Origin of the sequence: Halomonas sp. SpR8 (genome assembly GCF_031010195.1) — a bacterium.
Lineage (GTDB): Bacteria > Pseudomonadota > Gammaproteobacteria > Pseudomonadales > Halomonadaceae > Vreelandella.
In genome coordinates, this window is record NZ_JAUAMC010000001.1 from 115,628 (window position 1) to 133,871 (window position 18,244).

15 protein-coding genes are annotated in these 18,244 nt (G+C 58.2%); 10 read left to right on the forward strand and 5 right to left on the reverse strand.

The window, feature by feature from the left end:
- Nucleotides 1–39: 39 nt before the first annotated feature.
- The 9 genes from ptsP (at nucleotide 40) to QT230_RS00595 (ending at nucleotide 12,186) form a co-directional block, all read left to right on the forward strand.
- Nucleotides 40–2,628 (forward strand): phosphoenolpyruvate--protein phosphotransferase, encoded by a 2,589-nt coding sequence (gene ptsP, locus QT230_RS00555; protein WP_308319551.1) that lies wholly within the window; start codon nucleotides 40–42, stop codon nucleotides 2,626–2,628.
- A gap of 1 nt (nucleotide 2,629) precedes the next feature.
- Nucleotides 2,630–4,339 (forward strand): N-acetylglucosamine-specific PTS transporter subunit IIBC, encoded by a 1,710-nt coding sequence (gene nagE / locus QT230_RS00560; RefSeq protein WP_308319552.1) that lies wholly within the window; start codon nucleotides 2,630–2,632, stop codon nucleotides 4,337–4,339.
- Nucleotides 4,340–4,470: 131 nt separating this feature from the next.
- The gene (locus QT230_RS00565; RefSeq protein ID WP_308319553.1) at nucleotides 4,471–5,268 is read left to right on the forward strand and encodes an HAD family hydrolase; all 798 of its coding nucleotides are present in this window, start codon (nucleotides 4,471–4,473) and stop codon (nucleotides 5,266–5,268) included.
- A 118-nt stretch (nucleotides 5,269–5,386) separates the two neighbouring features.
- The gene (locus QT230_RS00570; RefSeq protein ID WP_308319554.1) at nucleotides 5,387–6,112 is read left to right on the forward strand and encodes a response regulator; all 726 of its coding nucleotides are present in this window, start codon (nucleotides 5,387–5,389) and stop codon (nucleotides 6,110–6,112) included.
- A 95-nt stretch (nucleotides 6,113–6,207) separates the two neighbouring features.
- Nucleotides 6,208–7,620 (forward strand): ATP-binding protein, encoded by a 1,413-nt coding sequence (locus QT230_RS00575; RefSeq protein WP_308320102.1) that lies wholly within the window; start codon nucleotides 6,208–6,210, stop codon nucleotides 7,618–7,620.
- 111 nt (nucleotides 7,621–7,731) lie between these two features.
- Nucleotides 7,732–8,991, forward strand: coding sequence for an ABC transporter substrate-binding protein (locus QT230_RS00580; RefSeq protein ID WP_308319555.1), 1,260 nt, complete (start codon nucleotides 7,732–7,734; stop codon nucleotides 8,989–8,991).
- Between the two features lie 94 nt (nucleotides 8,992–9,085).
- On the forward strand, nucleotides 9,086–10,012 hold the full coding sequence (locus QT230_RS00585; RefSeq protein WP_308319556.1) for a sugar ABC transporter permease: 927 nt from the start codon (nucleotides 9,086–9,088) through the stop codon (nucleotides 10,010–10,012).
- A complete protein-coding gene (locus QT230_RS00590; RefSeq protein ID WP_308319557.1) occupies nucleotides 10,005–10,883 on the forward strand; it encodes a carbohydrate ABC transporter permease in 879 nt (292 codons plus the stop codon). The genes QT230_RS00585 and QT230_RS00590 overlap by 8 nt, the downstream gene beginning before the upstream one ends.
- Before the next feature lie 181 nt (nucleotides 10,884–11,064).
- The gene (locus QT230_RS00595) at nucleotides 11,065–12,186 is read left to right on the forward strand and encodes an ABC transporter ATP-binding protein (protein ID WP_308319558.1); all 1,122 of its coding nucleotides are present in this window, start codon (nucleotides 11,065–11,067) and stop codon (nucleotides 12,184–12,186) included.
- Nucleotides 12,187–12,272: 86 nt separating this feature from the next.
- Here the strand turns inward: QT230_RS00595 and QT230_RS00600 are convergent, their stop codons facing one another.
- The 5 genes from QT230_RS00600 to QT230_RS00620 all read right to left on the reverse strand — a co-directional run bounded on the left by QT230_RS00600 (nucleotide 12,273) and on the right by QT230_RS00620 (nucleotide 17,685).
- Entirely contained in the window at nucleotides 12,273–13,922 is a 1,650-nt protein-coding gene (locus tag QT230_RS00600; RefSeq protein WP_308319559.1) for a BCCT family transporter, read from the reverse strand.
- A gap of 109 nt (nucleotides 13,923–14,031) precedes the next feature.
- Entirely contained in the window at nucleotides 14,032–15,072 is a 1,041-nt protein-coding gene (locus QT230_RS00605; protein ID WP_308319560.1) for a TIGR01620 family protein, read from the reverse strand.
- Entirely contained in the window at nucleotides 15,069–16,472 is a 1,404-nt protein-coding gene (locus QT230_RS00610) for a YcjX family protein (RefSeq protein ID WP_308319561.1), read from the reverse strand. Before QT230_RS00610 ends, QT230_RS00605 begins: the two co-directional genes overlap by 4 nt.
- A gap of 93 nt (nucleotides 16,473–16,565) precedes the next feature.
- Nucleotides 16,566–16,754, reverse strand: a complete 189-nt coding sequence (locus QT230_RS00615; RefSeq protein ID WP_094890159.1) for a hypothetical protein — start codon at nucleotides 16,752–16,754, stop codon at nucleotides 16,566–16,568.
- A 61-nt stretch (nucleotides 16,755–16,815) separates the two neighbouring features.
- Complete coding sequence (locus QT230_RS00620) at nucleotides 16,816–17,685, reverse strand: D-hexose-6-phosphate mutarotase (RefSeq protein ID WP_308319562.1); 870 nt, start codon at nucleotides 17,683–17,685, stop codon at nucleotides 16,816–16,818.
- A 149-nt stretch (nucleotides 17,686–17,834) separates the two neighbouring features.
- On the opposite strand from QT230_RS00620, the gene QT230_RS00625 reads away from it, so the two are divergent.
- On the forward strand, nucleotides 17,835–18,077 hold the full coding sequence (locus tag QT230_RS00625) for a GlsB/YeaQ/YmgE family stress response membrane protein (RefSeq protein ID WP_008958536.1): 243 nt from the start codon (nucleotides 17,835–17,837) through the stop codon (nucleotides 18,075–18,077).
- Nucleotides 18,078–18,244 lie beyond the last annotated feature (167 nt).

Below are 18,244 nucleotides of genomic sequence, written 5' to 3' on the forward strand. Positions count from 1 at the left end.
CCAATAATTTCATAATAAAGACAACGCGGGAGTTTTCCCATGTCCGATCCAAGTCAAACCTTAATCTTGCAGTCACCTGTGGAGGGGGTTGTGGTTCCCCTAAGCGAGGTGCCCGACCCTGTCTTCGCCGGTCTGTCGCTGGGCGAAGGTATCGCCATTGACCCTCTCGGCGAGTGTCTGCATGCCCCCTGCGATGGCGAGATAGTGCAGTGTGCCCGCACTCGCCATGCCCTGACCCTGAGAACAGACGCCGGGGTAGAGTTATTGCTTCATCTGGGGCTGGACACCGTCGAGCTAGAGGGCCAAGACATCGAGCTACTGGTGTCGGTGGGTGACAGGGTGCGCGTAGGTGAGCCGCTGTGTCGCTTTGATGCCGATAGGTTGGCACAAGCGGCCTCTGCGCTGATTACGCCCCTTGTGGTCACGGAGGCCGAGGGCTGGCATCTGCTGCCGTCACACCATAGCAAAGGTGCGCGGATCGCGCTTGGTGAGGAACTGCTGGTGCTCGCTCTCAGCACAGCGAAGCCGGTCGAGGCACCGACACAAGGTCCATTGGTTGAGCGTCGTTTGACGCTAGCCCTTGCTGCAGGGCTACACGCCCGCCCTGCGGCGCGGCTAAGAGCCATCGCCCGGGAGTATGGTGTCAGTTTGGAAGTACACCATGAGGGGGCAACTGAACGTTCTGGCGCTAGCGCTGAAAGCTTAAGTGCGTTGATGAACCTGGGCTTGGTGGCGGGTAGTGCTTTACGTCTGAGTGCACGAGGCGCCCGAGGCGAGTCAGCTCTGGACGCCGCTGAGACGCTGTTGACAACCCCCGAAGCAGACGAGCAAATCGCAGCCGAATTCAAGTCGGCACAGACCAATGCCCTGGGAGTAGGAGAGTTGGCTGGTCTAGTGGCCAGCCAGGGGCTAGCGATTGGACCGCTGGTTATCTATTGTCCGCCACTGCCTGGAGTGCCTTACGAGGGCGAAGGGGAGAGCGTAGAAGCTCCGCGCCTTAAACATGCATTACACCGTGTCGCTACAGACTTAACGAAAGCCGAAGCGCAGGCGGCGAGCCAAGATCAAGGCGCTGAGGCGGAGATCTTTGCTGCCCATAGCGCCTGGCTGGAGGATCCGGCCCTCGTGGCAGCGGCAGAGGCGTATATGGGTGATGGCCGCAGCGCCGGTCAAGCCTGGCGGGAGGCATTAGACGCTGAAGCAGAGCGGCTTGCCGCTACGGGTAACGACTTGCTGGCTGCCCGGGTCGCTGACCTGCGCGACTTGCAGCGACGGGTGATGGCGGCGCTGAGTGACGACCATCATGCGGCAGCTCCTGAGCTGCCCGAAGGCGCCATTTTGATGGCCGAGGACTTGACCCCTTCTGAGCTGGTGGCTGTTGCCGACCAGCGCCCAGCAGGGCTGTGTCTCGCAGGAGGTGGCACCACTTCTCATGTGGCAATACTGGCTCGGGCGCGGGGCATTCCCTGTCTAGTCGCCATGGGACAAGCGCTATTGGAATCAGCTAGCGATACTTCAGATGAAAGCGTCATTCTGGATGCTGAGACCGGTTATCTGGCGTTGAAACCAAGTTCTACCCAACTGGCTGAGGTGGCGGAGCGGATTGAGGATCGCCGGTATGAAGCCGAGCAGGCGCGGGCTAAAGCGCATGAGCCAGTCGTCACGCTGGACGGGCGTAAGGTTGAGGTGTGCGCCAATATTGGCGGTGCCGAAGAGGCGCGCCTAGCGGCATCGAACGGTGCCGATGGCGTGGGCCTGCTGCGCAGTGAGTTTCTATTTCTGGGGCGCGATAGCGCTCCCGATGAGGCGACACAGCGTGCAGAGTACCAGGCGGTTGTTGATGCCCTTGGCGGTAGGCCGATCATTATCCGCACGCTGGATATTGGCGCCGACAAGCAGCTTCCCTATCTGCGCTTGCCCAACGTACCCAATCCCGCCCTAGGAGTGCGCGGCATTCGTTTATGGCAGAGCCAGCCTGAGCTGCTGGAGACCCAACTGAGGGCTTTGCTCACCGTTACGCCGCTCTCAACGCTGCAAATCATGCTACCCATGGTGAGCGAGGTTGGCGAGCTGTGCGAGGTGCGTCGGCGTCTGGAGTCGCTAATCAAGGAGCTGGGCCTAAACGAACGGCCACGTCTTGGCGCCATGATCGAAGTACCCAGCGCTGCACTATGCGCTGCCAGCCTCGCTGCCGAGGCAGATTTTCTATCTATCGGGACTAACGACCTGACCCAGTACACGCTGGCCATGGATCGAGAAGATCCGTTTCTGGCCGCCCGTGCCGATGTGCTTCACCCGGCAGTACTGCGTCTGATTGAGGCTACTGTTGCTGGAGCAGCAGGGCGTTGCCCGATAGGCGTATGTGGGAGTGCCGCCAGTGATGCCCTAGCCGCTCCTCTGTTGGTAGCTCTGGGCGTTGATGAACTCTCTGTAGAGCCTGCACGCATACCGGCAGTGAAGACAGCTTTGCGTCGCCTGGACGCAGCCGACCTGGCGGCTGAACTCCCCGACCTGCTGGCCCTCCCTGATGCCGCCGCCGTGCGTCGGCGCCTCGCTGAGCTGGTGGCCCGGAATGATAAAAATCAGCCAATAACAACGTCGACAACAACTCCCTTATTGAGGTGCTGATATGGCTATTATGACCCTTGGGGCCCGCCTGATGGGTGGGCTACAGCAACTGGGCCGTTCCCTGATGCTGCCCATTGCGGTGCTACCCATCGCTGGTCTGCTGTTACGTTTGGGCCAGCCTGATCTGCTGGATATTGCTTTTATCGCCAGCGCGGGCGAAGCAATATTCGCCAATTTGGCGCTGATTTTTGCCATCGGCTTGGCGGTAGGCTTCGCTAATGACAGTAACGGCGCTGCCGGCCTGGCCGGTGTGATTGGCTACCTGGTGCTTGATGCGGTGCTGACTTCGCTCAATCCAGAGATTGATATGGGCGTGCTGGCGGGCATCATCATCGGCAGCATAGCGGGTTTGCTTTATAACCGTTTTCACACTATTCAATTGCCCGACTACTTGGCTTTTTTCGGCGGACGGCGCTTTGTGCCTATTGTCACAGGCCTTACCGCTGTGGTTCTCGGTGTCGCCTTTGGGATCACCTGGCCGCCCATTCAGCATGGCATTGACTTATTAGGCCAGTGGCTGATCGATGCCGGTGAGCTAGGGCTATTCGTCTATGGGATGCTCAACCGGCTATTAATCGTCACCGGCCTGCACCATGTGCTCAACAGCTTAGTATGGTTTGTTTTTGGCAGCTTTGAGACGGCATCTGGGGCGGTAGTAAGCGGGGATCTTAATCGCTTCTTCGCGGGTGATCCTACCGCAGGCCGCTTTATGGCAGGCTTTTTCCCAGTGATGATGTTTGGTCTGCCAGCTGCAGCGCTGGCCATGTACCATGCTGCACCGAAGGGCCGGCGTGCCCAGGTGGGCGGTCTGCTGCTGTCGCTGGCGTTGACCGCCTTCCTTACCGGTGTTACCGAGCCTATCGAATTCACCTTTATGTTCCTGGCGCCGCTTCTTTATGGCTTGCATGCTTTATTAACCGGTATCTCAGTAGCCTTGCTTCACTGGCTGGACGTTAAGCTGGGCTTTACTTTCTCTGCAGGGGCCTTCGACTACGCGCTCTCGTACGGGCTTTCTACCAATGGTTGGCTGATGCTGCCGGTAGGATTGGCCTATTTCGTTATTTACTACACGATTTTCCGCTGGGCGATTGTACGTTTCGACCTACCTACGCCGGGCCGTGACTCTGAGATAATCGCGCCCGTTGGGACGGAAAACGCTCCTAGTGAGCGTGGCCCAGCCTTTGTTGCGGCCCTGGGCGGGGCAACCAACCTACAAAGCGTTGGTGCGTGTACCACTCGGCTGCGTTTGGTGTTAGAGAATCCCGACGCTATCGATGAAGCTGCTCTTAAGGCACTGGGCTCGCGTGGGCTGCTGCGTCTGCAAGGTGGTGGTGTTCAGGTCATCGTAGGGCCGATTGCAGATGGCGTCGCTGATGAGATCCGCAATACACTTAGTGCTGAGGCACCTGAGCGGCAGGCCGTCCAAGGAAATTCTAGTGCCGAAGCAACTTCAGCAACCGATGTAGCGCCTATTGACTCTCAGGATAGACTGGCTTGGCAGCAGGCTTTGGGGGGCGAAAGGAATGTGCGCAGCGCGACGGCTGTTGCCTCCACTCGTCTGCGCTTGGAGCTGGCCGATGCCGCTGCGCTAGACGAGGCTGCCCTGACTAGCCTGGGCGCTTCCGGCGTGCAGCGTTTGGAGCGTGGGGTAATCCATGTGCTAATCGGTGAACGGGCAAACTCGGTGGCCTTGGGGCTATCATTGCCCTAATTAAGCGATCAGGCCGCCCCAGAGGAGTATGGGCGGCCATTTCCATTCGGTCTGGTTGTTTAATCTTGATCTGTCTAGGAGCGTCAGGGATGAATCGGTTAAGCTAAAGTTACATACTTATGGAGCGCGTTATGACACCTCGCCTGATTGTTTCTGACCTGGATGGCACCCTATTAGGAAGCGACCACTCCCTACACGAAAGCACCGTCGAGGTGCTAAGAGCATTGGTGGAGCAGGGGCATCATGTCGCGCTCGCCTCGGGTCGCCACTACCACGATATGAAGGTGTTTCGTGATCAGTTAAATATTCCCGCGCACCTTATCAGCACCAACGGTGCCTATGTTCATGATCCTGAAGATGCCTTGCTGGCGGCTAATCACCTCGCGCCCGCGCATGCCAAGACGCTGATCGGTCTACCGCGTCCGCCCCAGGTACGGTTGAATCTCTATCGCGAGAGCGGCTGGCATATTGATGCAGAGGCCCCACACCTATTATCACTCCACGCCACTACCGGCTTTGGCTATCAAGTCGTGCCGCCTGATCAGATGGACACTGACGGCGTGGGCAAAGTGCTTTATCTGGGCGACCCAAAGGCGCTGAAACAGCTGGAAGGAGAGGCCCATGACGCCCACGGCGACGCGCTGCACATCACCTACTCTACGATTGATTCACTGGAAATTATGGCGGGCGGTGTCAACAAAGGCGTGGCGCTGTCATCACTGCTGGAACGGTTGGGCTTAACGCCCGCAGATTGTTTAGCATTTGGTGACAACCTTAACGATACCGAAATGCTCGATTTAGCGGGGGAGGCCCAGGTAATGGCCAACGCCCATCCGGCGCTGTTTGACCGTATCACCGGCGCTGAACGCATCGGCCACCACGGTGAAGCTGCCGTTGCTCAGTGGCTGAAACAGCGGTTTGGGCTTTAAATGCTGAACAACACTAAACTAATGCAACCTTGGTAGTAGCACTATTGCTACTACCTGGCCCCTCGACCATCATCAAGGCCCAATAAAACGACAACAACGTAGGGCGATAACCGCTGCGATGACGACACCCCCTGCTACCTTGATTGTGGTCGATGATGATCCGGAAATTTGTGAACTGCTCGCGGACTACCTGGGGCGGCACGGCTACCGGGTATTTACCGCGAAGGGAGCCGAAGCGCTGCATGTTCTGCGCGCTGAACATATGCCAGACCTGTTGATTGTCGATCTAATGCTGCCCGGTGACGACGGCTTTACCATCTGCCGCGACGTCCGCAAGCACAGCGATGTGCCGATTATTATGCTGACCGCTAGCGCCGATGAGACCGACCGTATTCTTGGCCTTGAGCTGGGCGCTGATGATTATCTAGGCAAGCCGTTTAATCCCCGCGAGTTGCTGGCGCGTATTAAAGCGGTGCTGCGGCGTACCTGCAGTACGCCGCCTGAACTGCCCGCCGGGCAGGCGCGTTGGGTCAGTTTTGGTAATTGGCAGCTCGACCGCATGACCCGCGAGCTGATTGACCTGCAGGGCGAACGCGCCGCACTTTCGGGGGCTGACTTTCAGTTACTGCAGGTGTTTTTAGCGCACCCCGCTAAGGTGCTCACCCGGGACGATCTCTATGCGCTAACCCGCGGGCGTGATGCGCCGCCGCTTGACCGCTCCATTGATGTCCACGTTTGTCGCCTGCGCCAGCGGCTGGGTGAAGATGCTCAGCACTCGCAGCTGATTCGAACGGTGCGCGGGGCGGGCTACGTATTAACCGCCCAGGTAGACGCATTAACGTGAGCTGGAAGTGGTGGGAAAATAAGTGGTGGGCAAATACCCGGCGCCGCTTATCTCGCTGGCTGCCAGCATCACTACGCGGGCGCTTTGTGATTATTATGATCGCCGGGGTGCTGGTGGCCCAGGGGGCCAGCTACGCCATCTGGACATCCCAGGTGCGCTCCAGCCATTTGGCCCAGTTGGATGAGCTGTCCACCAATATGGCGTTTAGCATCGCCTCCACCATGAAGTTTTTCCGCTCATTGCCCGTGGACTACCGCCACATCGTGCTGGATCAACTGCGCAATATGGGCGGCACGCGTTTTTTTGTTAGCGTCAACGAACGCAGACTCACTATCGACGATATTGGCTCAGGGCCAGAAAAACAGGTAGTGGTCAATAATGTGCGCTCGGTGCTCACCCAGCAGCTCAATATCGATGATGTGATTGTCGAGTTCTCCCGCCCCGAAAACCTGCGTGTTCTCAATAACGAAGTGCTGCTTTACGACTTGCCGCCCCGCTGGGGGCAGCACAGTCTGCTGATGGAGCCGCTCTCGCCGCCGATTTTAGTGGTTCAGTTAGAGCTTGCTCCGGATACCTGGCTCTACGTGGCCACGCTGCTGGGCGTGCCGGATATCTTCAGCGGCTATCGCTGGCTCTCTGAAGAGCGCTTGCTGGTCGGGCTGCTGGTGCTACTAAGTGTGCTGGCGCTCTCGTTTTTGGGCATTTCCAGCGTCACCCGACCGCTGGCGCGGCTTTCACGGGCGGCGAATCAGCTCGGCGATGACTTGGATATGCCGCCGCTAAAAGAGAGCGGCCCCAAGGAAGTTGCCGCCACCGCGGCGGCGTTTAATCGAATGCAACGGCGTATCCGCGAGCAGATTGAGGAGCGTGAGCGGCTGTTTTCGGCAATTTCCCATGACTTGAAAACGCCGTTAACCCGTATGCGGCTGCGCGCTGAAATGCTCGATGATGACTACCAGCGGGAGCGCTTTTGTGCCTCGCTGGATGAGTTGGATAGCCTGGTAAAGGGCGCCTTGGCATCAGTAAAAGGCTTGGATCTGCACGAGGAGCCAGCTCCCGTCTCGCTGGCGTCACTACTCGAAGAGCTGGCGGGAGAACTTAGCCTGCAGGGAGGGCAGTTGACTATTGAGAAATACAGCTATCCAGTGGCACCACTGATCGCCAAGCCAATAGCCCTTAAGCGCTGCCTAGCCAACTTGCTTGAGAATGCGGTGTTCTATGGCAAGCAGGCCGATGTAGCGCTAATTGATCAGGGTAACAAGGTTATCCTGCGTATTCGTGATCATGGCCCCGGCATTCCTGAAGAGCAGCTAGGTCGGGTGTTTTCGCCGTTTGTTCGCCTGGAGCCCTCACGCAGCCGACATACCGGCGGCAGTGGCCTGGGGCTGGGCATCGCGCGGCATATTGCGCGTGCCCATGGCGGTGATATTACGCTCGCCAACCATGCCGATGGTGGGCTGGTAGTCACCCTAACGCTACCCCGGCAGGAAACTATTACAGGTTTGTAATAAAACCCCAACACTATGCAGTACTCGGTAACTCCCGTTGTCGCTCGCCTTGGCGTAACCTTTTGGAGGTCGCACGTCCGAGAGGACAATAACAATATAAGGAGTGACTCCATGTCGACGTTTAAGAAGACAACCCTCGCGCTTGCTCTGGCAGGTGCCACGCTCGCCACTACCGCTCAGGCCAGTGAAGTTGAAGTGCTGCACTGGTGGACTTCCGGCGGCGAAGCTCGCGCTGCCAACGTGCTCAAAGAGTTAATGGAAGCCGAAGGCTATGGCTGGCAGGACTTCGCCGTGGCCGGGGGCGGCGGTGAAACCGCTATGACGGTACTCAAGTCTCGCGCCATGTCGGGCAACCCACCTTCTGCAGCCCAAATCAAAGGCCCTGAAATTCAGGAGTGGGGCGAGCTGGGTTTGCTCGGCGAATTGAGTGAGGTGGCTGACGCCGAAGGCTGGGACGAGCTACTGCCTGAAGTGGTCGCCGATGTAATGCGCTACGATGGTGAGTACGTAGCGGTGCCCGTTAACGTGCACCGGGTAAACTGGCTGTGGGCTAACCCGGAAGTGCTGGAGGCAGCAGGGGTGGAAATGCCCACCACGCTGGATGAGCTTTTCGAAGCAGGCGAGGCTATCCGCGAAGCGGGCTTCGTGCCGCTGGCACATGGCGGTCAGTCCTGGCAGGACGCGACGGTATTTGAGAGCGTACTGTTGGGCGGCCAGGGCAGCGAGTTTTATCAGCAGGCCCTGGTGGATTTAGATCCAGAAGCGCTGGGTGGCGAACAGATGATCGCGGCCCTTGAAGATTTCAAGCGCACCCGTGAGCTAATGGATGAAGGTATGTCCGGCCGCGACTGGAACATTGCGACAGCGATGGTGATCGAGGGCGTGGCAGGGTTTCAGCTAATGGGCGACTGGGCCAAAGGTGAATTTACTGCAGCTGGGCTAACCGCCGGAGAAGACTACCTATGTGCGGCAGCGCCGGGCACCGAAGATGCATTCACCTTCAATATCGATAGCCTGGCTATGTTCCGGGTCACCGACGACGAGGAGCGCGAGGCCCAGCAGGCACTAGCCCGCCTAGTGCTTGAGCCGACCTTCCAGGAAGCGTTTAACCTTGCCAAAGGTTCGATTCCGGCGCGTCCTGATCTGGATATGAGCGAATTCGATAGCTGCGCTCAGCAGTCCCTGGCCGATTTCCAGCGCACCGCCGAAGAGGGGGGCTTAGTACCCAGTATGGCCCACGGTATGGCCGTGCGTGCGGATATTCAGGGCGCTATTTTTGACGTGGTGACTAACTACTTCAACGACGCCGATATGCCCGCCGAAGAAGCAGCCGAACGCATGGTGAGCACTGCCCAAGCGGCCTCTTTCTAAGGTCTTCTAGGCCTTACGTTCTCTAGGCGCCGTCGCAACGGCGGCGTCTATTCTGCTTGGCAAGGACACTTCTCCAATAAGAGATTCCCTCCCCATGAAAAATAGCTCTGCGATACGCTTAGCGCCTGGCGCTAAGCGGTCAACGCCCTCCGGCGGTTTGCAGGCGTGGTTGCCTCGTTTGGTGTTAGCGCCATCCGTGGCGATATCACTGTTCTTTGTTTACGGCTTTATGCTCTGGACGTTCGTGCTGTCGCTCACCAGCTCACGCATGCTGCCCAGCTATGACTTTGTCGGCTTTGGTCAGTACGCGCGCTTAATGGCCAATGAGCGCTGGTGGGTCGCCTCCACCAACCTGATGATTTTTGGCGTTTTGTTTGTAGCGGTCTGCCTGGTGATTGGCGCGCTGCTAGCGATATTGCTCGATCAGAAAATTCGCCAGGAGGGCGCGCTGCGTACGATCTACCTCTACCCCATGGCGCTGTCGTTTATCGTTACCGGGGTGGTGTGGAAGTGGCTGCTTAACCCACAGTTGGGTATTCAGGCCATGGTACAAGGCTGGGGCTTTGAGTCGTTTCGTTTTGATTGGATTGTGGATCCGGATATGGCCATTTACACCCTGGTGATTGCTGCCGTCTGGCAGGCGTCGGGGTTCGTTATGGCGCTGTTTTTGGCCGGACTACGCGGTATCGACGACAGCATTATCAAGGCGGCCCAGTTGGATGGCGCCAGCCTGCCGCGGATTTATCTGCGCGTGGTGATGCCGTGTCTACGCCCGGTGGTGTTCAGCGCGGTGATGATTTTGGCCCATATTGCGATTAAGAGCTTTGACCTGGTCGTCGCGCTCACCGGCGGTGGGCCGGGCTATGCCACCGATCTACCTGCCACCTTTATGTACGCTCACGCTTTTACCCGGGCGCAGATTGGTTTGGGCTCTGCCAGCGCGATGCTGATGCTGGGCGGCGTGCTGGCGATTTTGATTCCATACCTCTACTCCGAACTAAGGAGCCGCAAGCATGGCTAATGTGATTCGTCGACAGACGCCCGCTGCGCGGCTGGGCCGTGGCCTGCTGTATGGCGTGCTGATACTTGCCGCGCTGTTCTATATCCTGCCGCTGGTGGTGATGCTGATGACCTCGGTGAAACCGCTGAGCGAAATCAGCGCCGGGTCGCTGCTGTCGCTGCCGCAAAACCCTACCCTGGCACCGTGGACGAAAGCCTGGGGCGAAGCCTGCACGGGTATGCGCTGCGACGGCGTCGGTGGCTACTTCTGGAACTCCTTTGCGATTGTGATTCCGGCGGTGCTGATCTCTACAACGATTGGAGCGCTGAACGGCTACGCGCTGACCAAATGGCGTTTTAAAGGCTCTGAATTAGTCTTCGCGTTGATGCTGTTCGGCTGTTTTATTCCCTTCCAAGTGGTTTTACTGCCCATGGCGCAAACCCTCGGCTGGCTGGGGATTTCCAGCTCCCGCGCTGGGTTGATCCTGGTTCACGTGGTATTTGGCATCGCCTTCACCACGCTGTTTTTCCGTAACTTCTACGTGGGTATTCCCAACGAGCTGGTATCGGCGGCGAAGTTGGATGGCGCGGGCTTTTTCCGCATCTTCTGGCGCATTCTGCTGCCGGTTTCCGCGCCGATCATCGTGGTGTCGGTGATCTGGCAGTTCACCCAGATCTGGAACGACTTCCTGTTTGGGGTGGCGTTTTCGGCCCACAACACCCAGCCGGTGACCGTGGCGCTTAACAATCTGGTCAATACCTCTACCGGCGTGCGCGAATACAACGTCGACATGGCAGCGGCAATGATTGCCGCGCTGCCCACCCTGGTGGTGTACGTGCTAGCGGGAAAATACTTCGTGCGCGGGCTGACTGCGGGTTCCGTGAAAGGCTAATAACAACTAGGTGAGTGGCAACCATTTCTAGAAGGTCAGAAGCAGCCCTCCGCGGGGGCGCTGTAAACCCATCCCTGGGCGCTACTTTCGCCATCCATGGCGAAAGACCCCCGCTACGGGCTGCTTCTAACCAAACTAAATGAATTGGGTTTGTCAGTCGCTTTACTATAGGATTTTCATTATGGCAGCGTTAGAAATCCACAATGTACGTAAAGAGTTCGGCAGCGAGCGGGTGCTCAAAGACGTCAGTATTTCGATCGATTCCGGCGAGTTCCTGATTCTGGTTGGCCCTTCGGGTTGCGGCAAGTCCACACTGATGAATGCCATCGCCGGGCTAGAGCCGGTGACTTCCGGCAACATCTATATCGATGGTGAAGACGTAACCTGGCGCACCCCCGCGGATCGCGACATCGCCATGGTGTTCCAGTCCTACGCGCTTTACCCCAGCATGACCGTACGTCAGAACATCAGCTTCGGGCTGGAGATGCGCAAGGTACCCAAGCCAGATCGGGAAGCCGCGGTGGAGCGGGTGGCGGATCTGCTGCAGATTACCCATCTGCTGGATCGTAAGCCTGCCCAGCTCTCCGGGGGGCAGCGGCAGCGGGTGGCCATGGGTAGGGCATTGGCCCGGGAGCCCAAGGTGTATCTGTTTGACGAGCCGCTCTCCAACCTGGATGCCAAGCTGCGCGTGGATATGCGCACCGAGATCAAAAAGCTCCACCAGCGCCTGGGTACCACGATTGTTTACGTTACCCACGACCAGGTCGAGGCCATGACCCTGGCGGACTGCATCGCGGTGATGCGCGACGGCCATATACTGCAGCTGGGCACACCGGATGAGGTCTACAACAACCCGGTGGATATGTTTGTGGCCGGCTTTATGGGTTCACCCTCGATGAACTTTATTCGCGCCACTCTGGAAGATAACAACGGTGGTTATCAACTGTGCATTGCCACCCCAGGGGAGGAGGAGCTGGTGCTGCCCTGGCCGGAAGCGCGTATCGCACCCGACATGGCCGAGCGGCTTAACCAACCGGTTATTCTTGGCCTACGCCCGGAACACTTCAGCGAAGAGGATGAGCGGTTAACCTCCCAAGCCGAAGGCACGCTGCTAAGCGCCAGTGTGGCGGTGGTGGAGCCTACCGGGGCGGATATTCTGCTGCGCCTACCGTTGGGCGAGCAGGAAGTGACCGCCCGCGTTGGGCCTAAATGCGCGGTGGTGGCTGGGGAGCGCTTAGCACTGCGCGTCGATATGGGGCGGGCGATTCTATTTGATGCGGAGACCGAGCAGCGTATTGCTTAAGTGTTCTGGTCTGCTGGATCTAAAAAATAAGCCCCTGCTGATGTCAGCAGGGGCCATTTTTTTAGTTTGTTAAACGTCTCAATCGTTTATAGGCGTTGTTGACGTAGAAGCCGCAGTTCGCCATTGAGTGCTTTGATAATCGAGTAGCACATCAGCAATAGCACGATAGAGAACGGAATCGCCGTGGCGGTGACCCCCGCCTGAAGCGCTGTCAGGCCACCGCCGATCAGCAACACAATGGCGATCAGACCCTCCACAATCGCCCAGAACATGCGCTGCGGGCGGGGAGCATCGATTTTACCACCGGCGGTGATGGTATCGATCACCAGCGAGCCGGAATCAGAGGAGGTGACAAAGAAAATCAGCGCCAGAACGATGCCCAGTGTCGACATCAATCCCGTCAACGGCAGTTCATTGAGCATGCCAAACAGCGACAGTTCAGGCCTATAGCTATCAATCACATACTCTTTAACCAAGCTGGTGGCAGGGTTGGCGTAGAGTTGCTCAAGCGCGGTTGAGCCAAAGACGCCCATCCAGATAAAGATAAACAGGCTGGGAACCAGCAGTACGCAGAGGACGAATTCACGCACGGTACGGCCCTTCGAGACCCGAGCGATGAACATGCCGACGAAAGGTGCCCAACTGATCCACCAAGCCCAGTAGAAGATTGTCCAAGCCTGACGATAGGCATCATCGTCACGCCCAAAGGGCGCCGATAACGGCAGAAAATCAGTCACATAGGTGGATAGGCCCGCCCAGAATCCACTTAACGCCAGTAGAGTAGGGCCAGCGAACAGCACGAAAAAGAAGAACAGGACGGCCAGAACCATATTGATTTCGGAGAGCTTTTTAACGCCACCCTCGAGCCCACGCCACACCGATATCAGCGCCACCGCCGTGACTAGTACGATCACGATGACTTGGGTAGTAGTACTTACCTCCAGCCCAAAAACAAAGTTCATTCCCGCATTAGCCTGCTGCGCCCCGAGTCCTAGCGATGTCGCCAATCCAAATAGGGTCGAAAATACGGCAAGGATGTCGATCGTATGCCCCCACCAGCCCCAGACACGGTCACCGAGAATGGGAAAAAACGCCGAGCGAATCGAGAAGGGCAGGCCCTTGTTATAGGTAAATAGGCCCAGCCCGAGCGCCATGACGACATAAACCGCCCAGCCGTGGATACCCCAGTGGAGGTATGTGCCCGCAAGCCCTAATGCACTGGCGTCGGCAATAGCGTCAGGGTTCAGCTCGCCATCGGCACCGAAAGGAGACTCAACGCCCAGCGGTAACGAAACATTGGCGTGATATACCGGTTCCAGCACGCCGAAGAACAGCAGACCAATGCCAATGCCTGCGGTAAACAGCAGCGCAAACCAGGAGAGGTAGCTGTGCTCTGGCCTAGCGTCGGGGCCGCCCAATCTTACCGAGCCGTGAGGAAGGACCACTAGAGCCAAGCAGAACAGAATGAAGAAATCCACCAGGATCATGAAATACCAGTCCAGCGTTCCTGTAGAGAAGGCAACGATAGACTGGAAAACGCTACTCGCCCGTTCAGGAAACAGCAGGGTGAGGACGATAAAAATGGCCGAGGCAACCGCGGAGACCACGAAGACGCGGTTGTGGATATCAAAACCGAAGGGGCCGAGCTGCCCCTTGATATTATCCTGGCCGACGACATAGTCGGTCTGCATGTCGCTCGCTATTGAAGGCGACGTAGGATCATTGGGGGTGTTCATAAACAGTTTCTCCACATTGGAGGATGTTATGCCAAACCCCCATCATGAGGATATACAGCGTTGAATCGCAAATTGTTGTCGAAAGCTAGATGGCGCCATCACATCTATTTCATTCGCGGCTCTGTGGCACCTTGTCTTTGTCGAGGCGCTTGATCTGCCGCCAAAGGTCTTGGCGTAGATCAGCGATTTTTGGCTGCTCATCGAGTGTAAACGGCACTGGGCGGCAAAGGCGCTGGGCACGAAGTCCCAGGCGGGCGCTGAGTAGCCCGGTAGCCAAACCCTGCCCGGCACGGGCGGAGAGGCGCCCGGCTAAATCCAGCGAGAGCATATCCATACTGGCGTCGGTGGCCAGTTCGCTGGCCCCAGCAAAGGCCATGTTGTGTAGCACATTGCGAAATAGCCGCAGGCGGCTGGCGTAGCCGAGCTCAAGGCCGTAGAGGCGGCAAAGCCTGTCTACCATTGCTAAGCTGCGCCAGGCCACCAGCGCCATGTCTACCAGCGTTAGTGGGCTGATCGCGACCATGATGGCGGTTTCGCCGGACATCCGGGTAATCAGCCGCTGGGCCTCGCGGTCACGCGGCGCTAACAGGTGATAACGCAGCAGCGTTTGGATATCTTCGCCGCTATGGTGGGGCTGGCTGGCGCGCTGAAAGGCCAGCCAGTGCGGATCATCGTCGGCGAGTTTGAGCTGGCGCTTTAACTGCTCAGCCATGGCGCGTGCCTGCTTGGGCGAGCGTAGTGGCAGTTCGGCAAGCTCGCCGCGCAGCTTGTCGTGGCGTTTCAGACGGCGCAAACGACCCAGCTCCTTGAGCAGTGAGATTCCCCCTAGCCCAATCAAGCTGATCCCGAACGCCTGCCAGGCTATGCTCAACCACTGGGACTGGGCTAGCGCGTCAGGAATGCCGGTGACCAGCTCCGCAGTGCCCAAGCCGGCGCCTCCCACCAGAGCGAATATCAGCCCCCAGCGGCGTTTACGCGGTGCACCTAAACTGGCAGCGGGCAGGGCTTTGTCTTCTGGCAGGGGCGTTAGTGGATGGTGCTCGCTGGCGCCCGCAAAGGCTTCGCGCTGGCGAAGAGGTGTTTCTACATCAGCGACCTCTTCGGGCTTGTCATCCAGATTAAAATCGCGCCGCGGCTGTGGGGTGGTCATGTCAGTTTGTCTCCAATCAGCCAGTCAATAGCGGCGTCCATGCGAATATGATCCAGCGCTTCTGAGTGGGTCGGCATCGGGCGAAAGCCGGGGAAGTCAAAGCCCTGCTGCTGCCAGAAATCGGCAGCGGGTAGTCGGGCGGGGACGTCGCCGGGGTAAACCAGCACGTCTTCGCCCTCTAGCGTAGTGCCGCGCAGTGCAGGTGAGCGCTTCCCTTCATGGGCCACCTCGCGGGCTTCAGTGGCGCGAATCGCTGCCAGCGAGAGCGCTTTAACCGGCACGTTGGCAAAGCGCAGGTCTTTAAGTGGCTCTGCCAGCAGCGCCTCTAATAGCTGCACCAGATGGCCGTGTTGGTCAGGTGTCACATGATCCGCTTTGGTGGCGGCAATCGCCAGCCGGTCAATTTTGGGTGCGAACAGGCGCGTGAGCAGGCTACGCTGGCCATAGTCAAAGCTGTGCATTAACTGGCGCAGTGCTCGGGAAAGGTCTTCAAACCGCTCTGGGCCTGCATTGAGCGCGCCAAGTACATCTACCAGTACGATTTGGCGGTCGAAGCGGCGGAAGTGGTCGCGATAGAAAGGTTTGACCACCTGCTGCTGATAGTAGCGAAAGCGCGCCGCCAGGGTAGCGTAAAGGCTATTGGCGGGCAGGGCCTCCAGCGCTTCTCGAGAAGTATTGGCTTGAGACGCATTAAGCTGGGGCAGCGGGAAAAACTGCAGTACCGGCGCGCCTGCCAATTCGCCCGGCAGCAAAAAGCGTCCAGGTTGGAGGTCGGAAAACCCCGCCTGCTTGGCGCGGCGTAGGCCTTGAGCATACTCTTCTGCGAGGGTAGCCAGTAAGGCCTCATCGGCCTCGCCAGCCGGGTCGAGTTGTTCTACCGCCGCCAGCCACTCGCTAAACAGGCTGCGGCGCTGTTCGCCTGCGTATAGCGCCTGCGCTTGGCTCCAGCTGTAAAAGTCGTGTTGCAGTAGCGGTAGGTCGAGCAGCCACTCTCCAGGATAATCGAACAGGTCCAGCGTCAGGTGAGCAATTTCAGGGGTTAGCCAGCCGCTGCGGGCGGGGCGGTAGCGCAGCTGTAAGCGTAACTCGCTGATGCCGCGGGTGGGCTCCGGCCAGCGCGGCGGCGTATCGTGCAGCGCGGCCATGCCGGGGTCGTAAGGAAAACGCGGTACGCCCAGGTCGGGCTGGTTAAGCCGCTGGGCACCCAGCAGACGGCCTTCCCGGGCGGCGGGCAGCAAATCGAGCTGCGCCTCTACGCCAGCATGGCGCAGCTGGTTGACCAGCGAGGTCAAAAACGCGGTTTTGCCCGCTTGGGAGAGGCCGGTGACCGCTAAGCGCAACTGGCGATCTCGCCCACGCTCTAATAAATTGCTCAGTTCGCGACTTAACGGCTGGCGCATCCTATTGATCCTTTTGTGGCAATTGACCACTATCCATTAACAGCGCTAACTCACGACAGTGAAAAGGGCTGATTGACCAGTGCCGACATCATATTAACGAAACACTAATAGTAGCTGCGAAAGCATCGGCAGGGTGGCAATCAAAAAGCCAACCCCCGCCAGCGTGTAACCTGGCCAGCGGCGGGTCATCTTCTGCGCCAGGGTAAGGCCGACCAAACACACCACCATACCGATCAAATTAAACGCCAGCGTGGCGGCTTCTAGCCATTGCTGCGGATCCATTCGGTCTCCCTAGCGCAAATAAAAGTGAGCGTATGTTAACAACGCGTTGATGAACCAAAGATTAACCGCGGCTAAGGGTGGTGCCTAACAGATGCTGGGCGCCAGGCACCAGCCACACCGGATCCAGGCGCGTATTGGCGGCTTCAACGCAGATAAAGTGGCGCGCTACGTCAGCGGGCGTGTCGCTGGGTAGGTCGCTGTTGGGGTGCCACACCACAGTGGAATCACTCGACTGCTTGCCGATGCGCAGGCTGCGCTCGCCATCGTTGAGCAGCACGGCTTCATTGGTGTGGTAAATGCGATCAACGGCGCCCTGAACGGCCAGCGTACCCTGCTGCTCACTCTCGGCAAAGTCGCGCAGCTTATCGAGGTAGCGTGCGCCAGAAAGGCCTTCCAAGCGGCACTGATGGGTATCGGCAACGGCTAAATAGGTGTGCAGCGCGCCGCTGGTTTTGACTGGCGTTTCACCGATGTTCTCGCTAATCAGCTCAACGTTTAGGCGCTGGGCGTTGGCTTGTACCACCAAGCGTGCGGTGAGCAGTGTATGCAGGGGCTGCACAGGGGAGAGGTGGAGTTCAATTCCCTCAGCATGCTCATCAACGGCGTCCAGTCGCCAGTCGGCGTGGCGGGCAAGGCCATGGAAGGGGCCGTCGTGGTTGGGGCTCTGGTCGGCATAGCGCTCGTCGGCGAACCATGGCCAACAGAGTGGAATACCCCCGCGGATAGCGCCAGGCAGCGCCTGGGGCGTAGGCGTCAGCCATAGCCAGTGGGTATCCCCCACAGGGCAGAAATGCAGCACTTGAGCGCCCTGGAGGCTAATCACCAACTCGCCCCAAGGCATATTGAACAGCACCACGTCACGGCCTTCCCACTGAACCGTTTGTTGCCCTTGAGTGCTTTTAATCAGTTGATTGAGCGAGTCGGGGATCATGAATTTTCCTTTAAGAGTAGCCAAGCATCTATATCTAGAGGCACCGGAAAGCAACGCCATGTGCTATGGTAGAACAAGCGCGACTGGTAGGTAAAACGCCTATCAACATACTTAGCTAAAACCCGTCATTGAAATAGTAAGGAGACTATATGGGCTTTATTGCATGGTTAATCATTGGTGGTCTGGCTGGTTGGATTGCTGGCAACATCATGCGCGGCGGTGGTTTCGGCATCCTGGGTAACATTGGTGTCGGTATCGTTGGTGCGGTTATTGGCGGTTTTCTGTTCAGCCTTCTAGGCCTCTCTTCAGGTGGTTTTATAGGCTCATTGGTCACCGCGATCGTGGGTGCGGTAGTGCTCTTGTGGGTCATCAGTAAGGTGAAAAAAGCGTAGCTATTTGTCCGCTACCGGTAACACCACCGCCCGGCCCTGTGCCGGGCGGTGGTGTTTTAGCCCGCCCCAATCCCTATATGTATGACGGTGGCTATCGGTGTTCACGCCACTTTCCGTTACACTAAGCGCTTTTAATCCGGCGCTTGCTGGTGACATTGTGTTTTTTC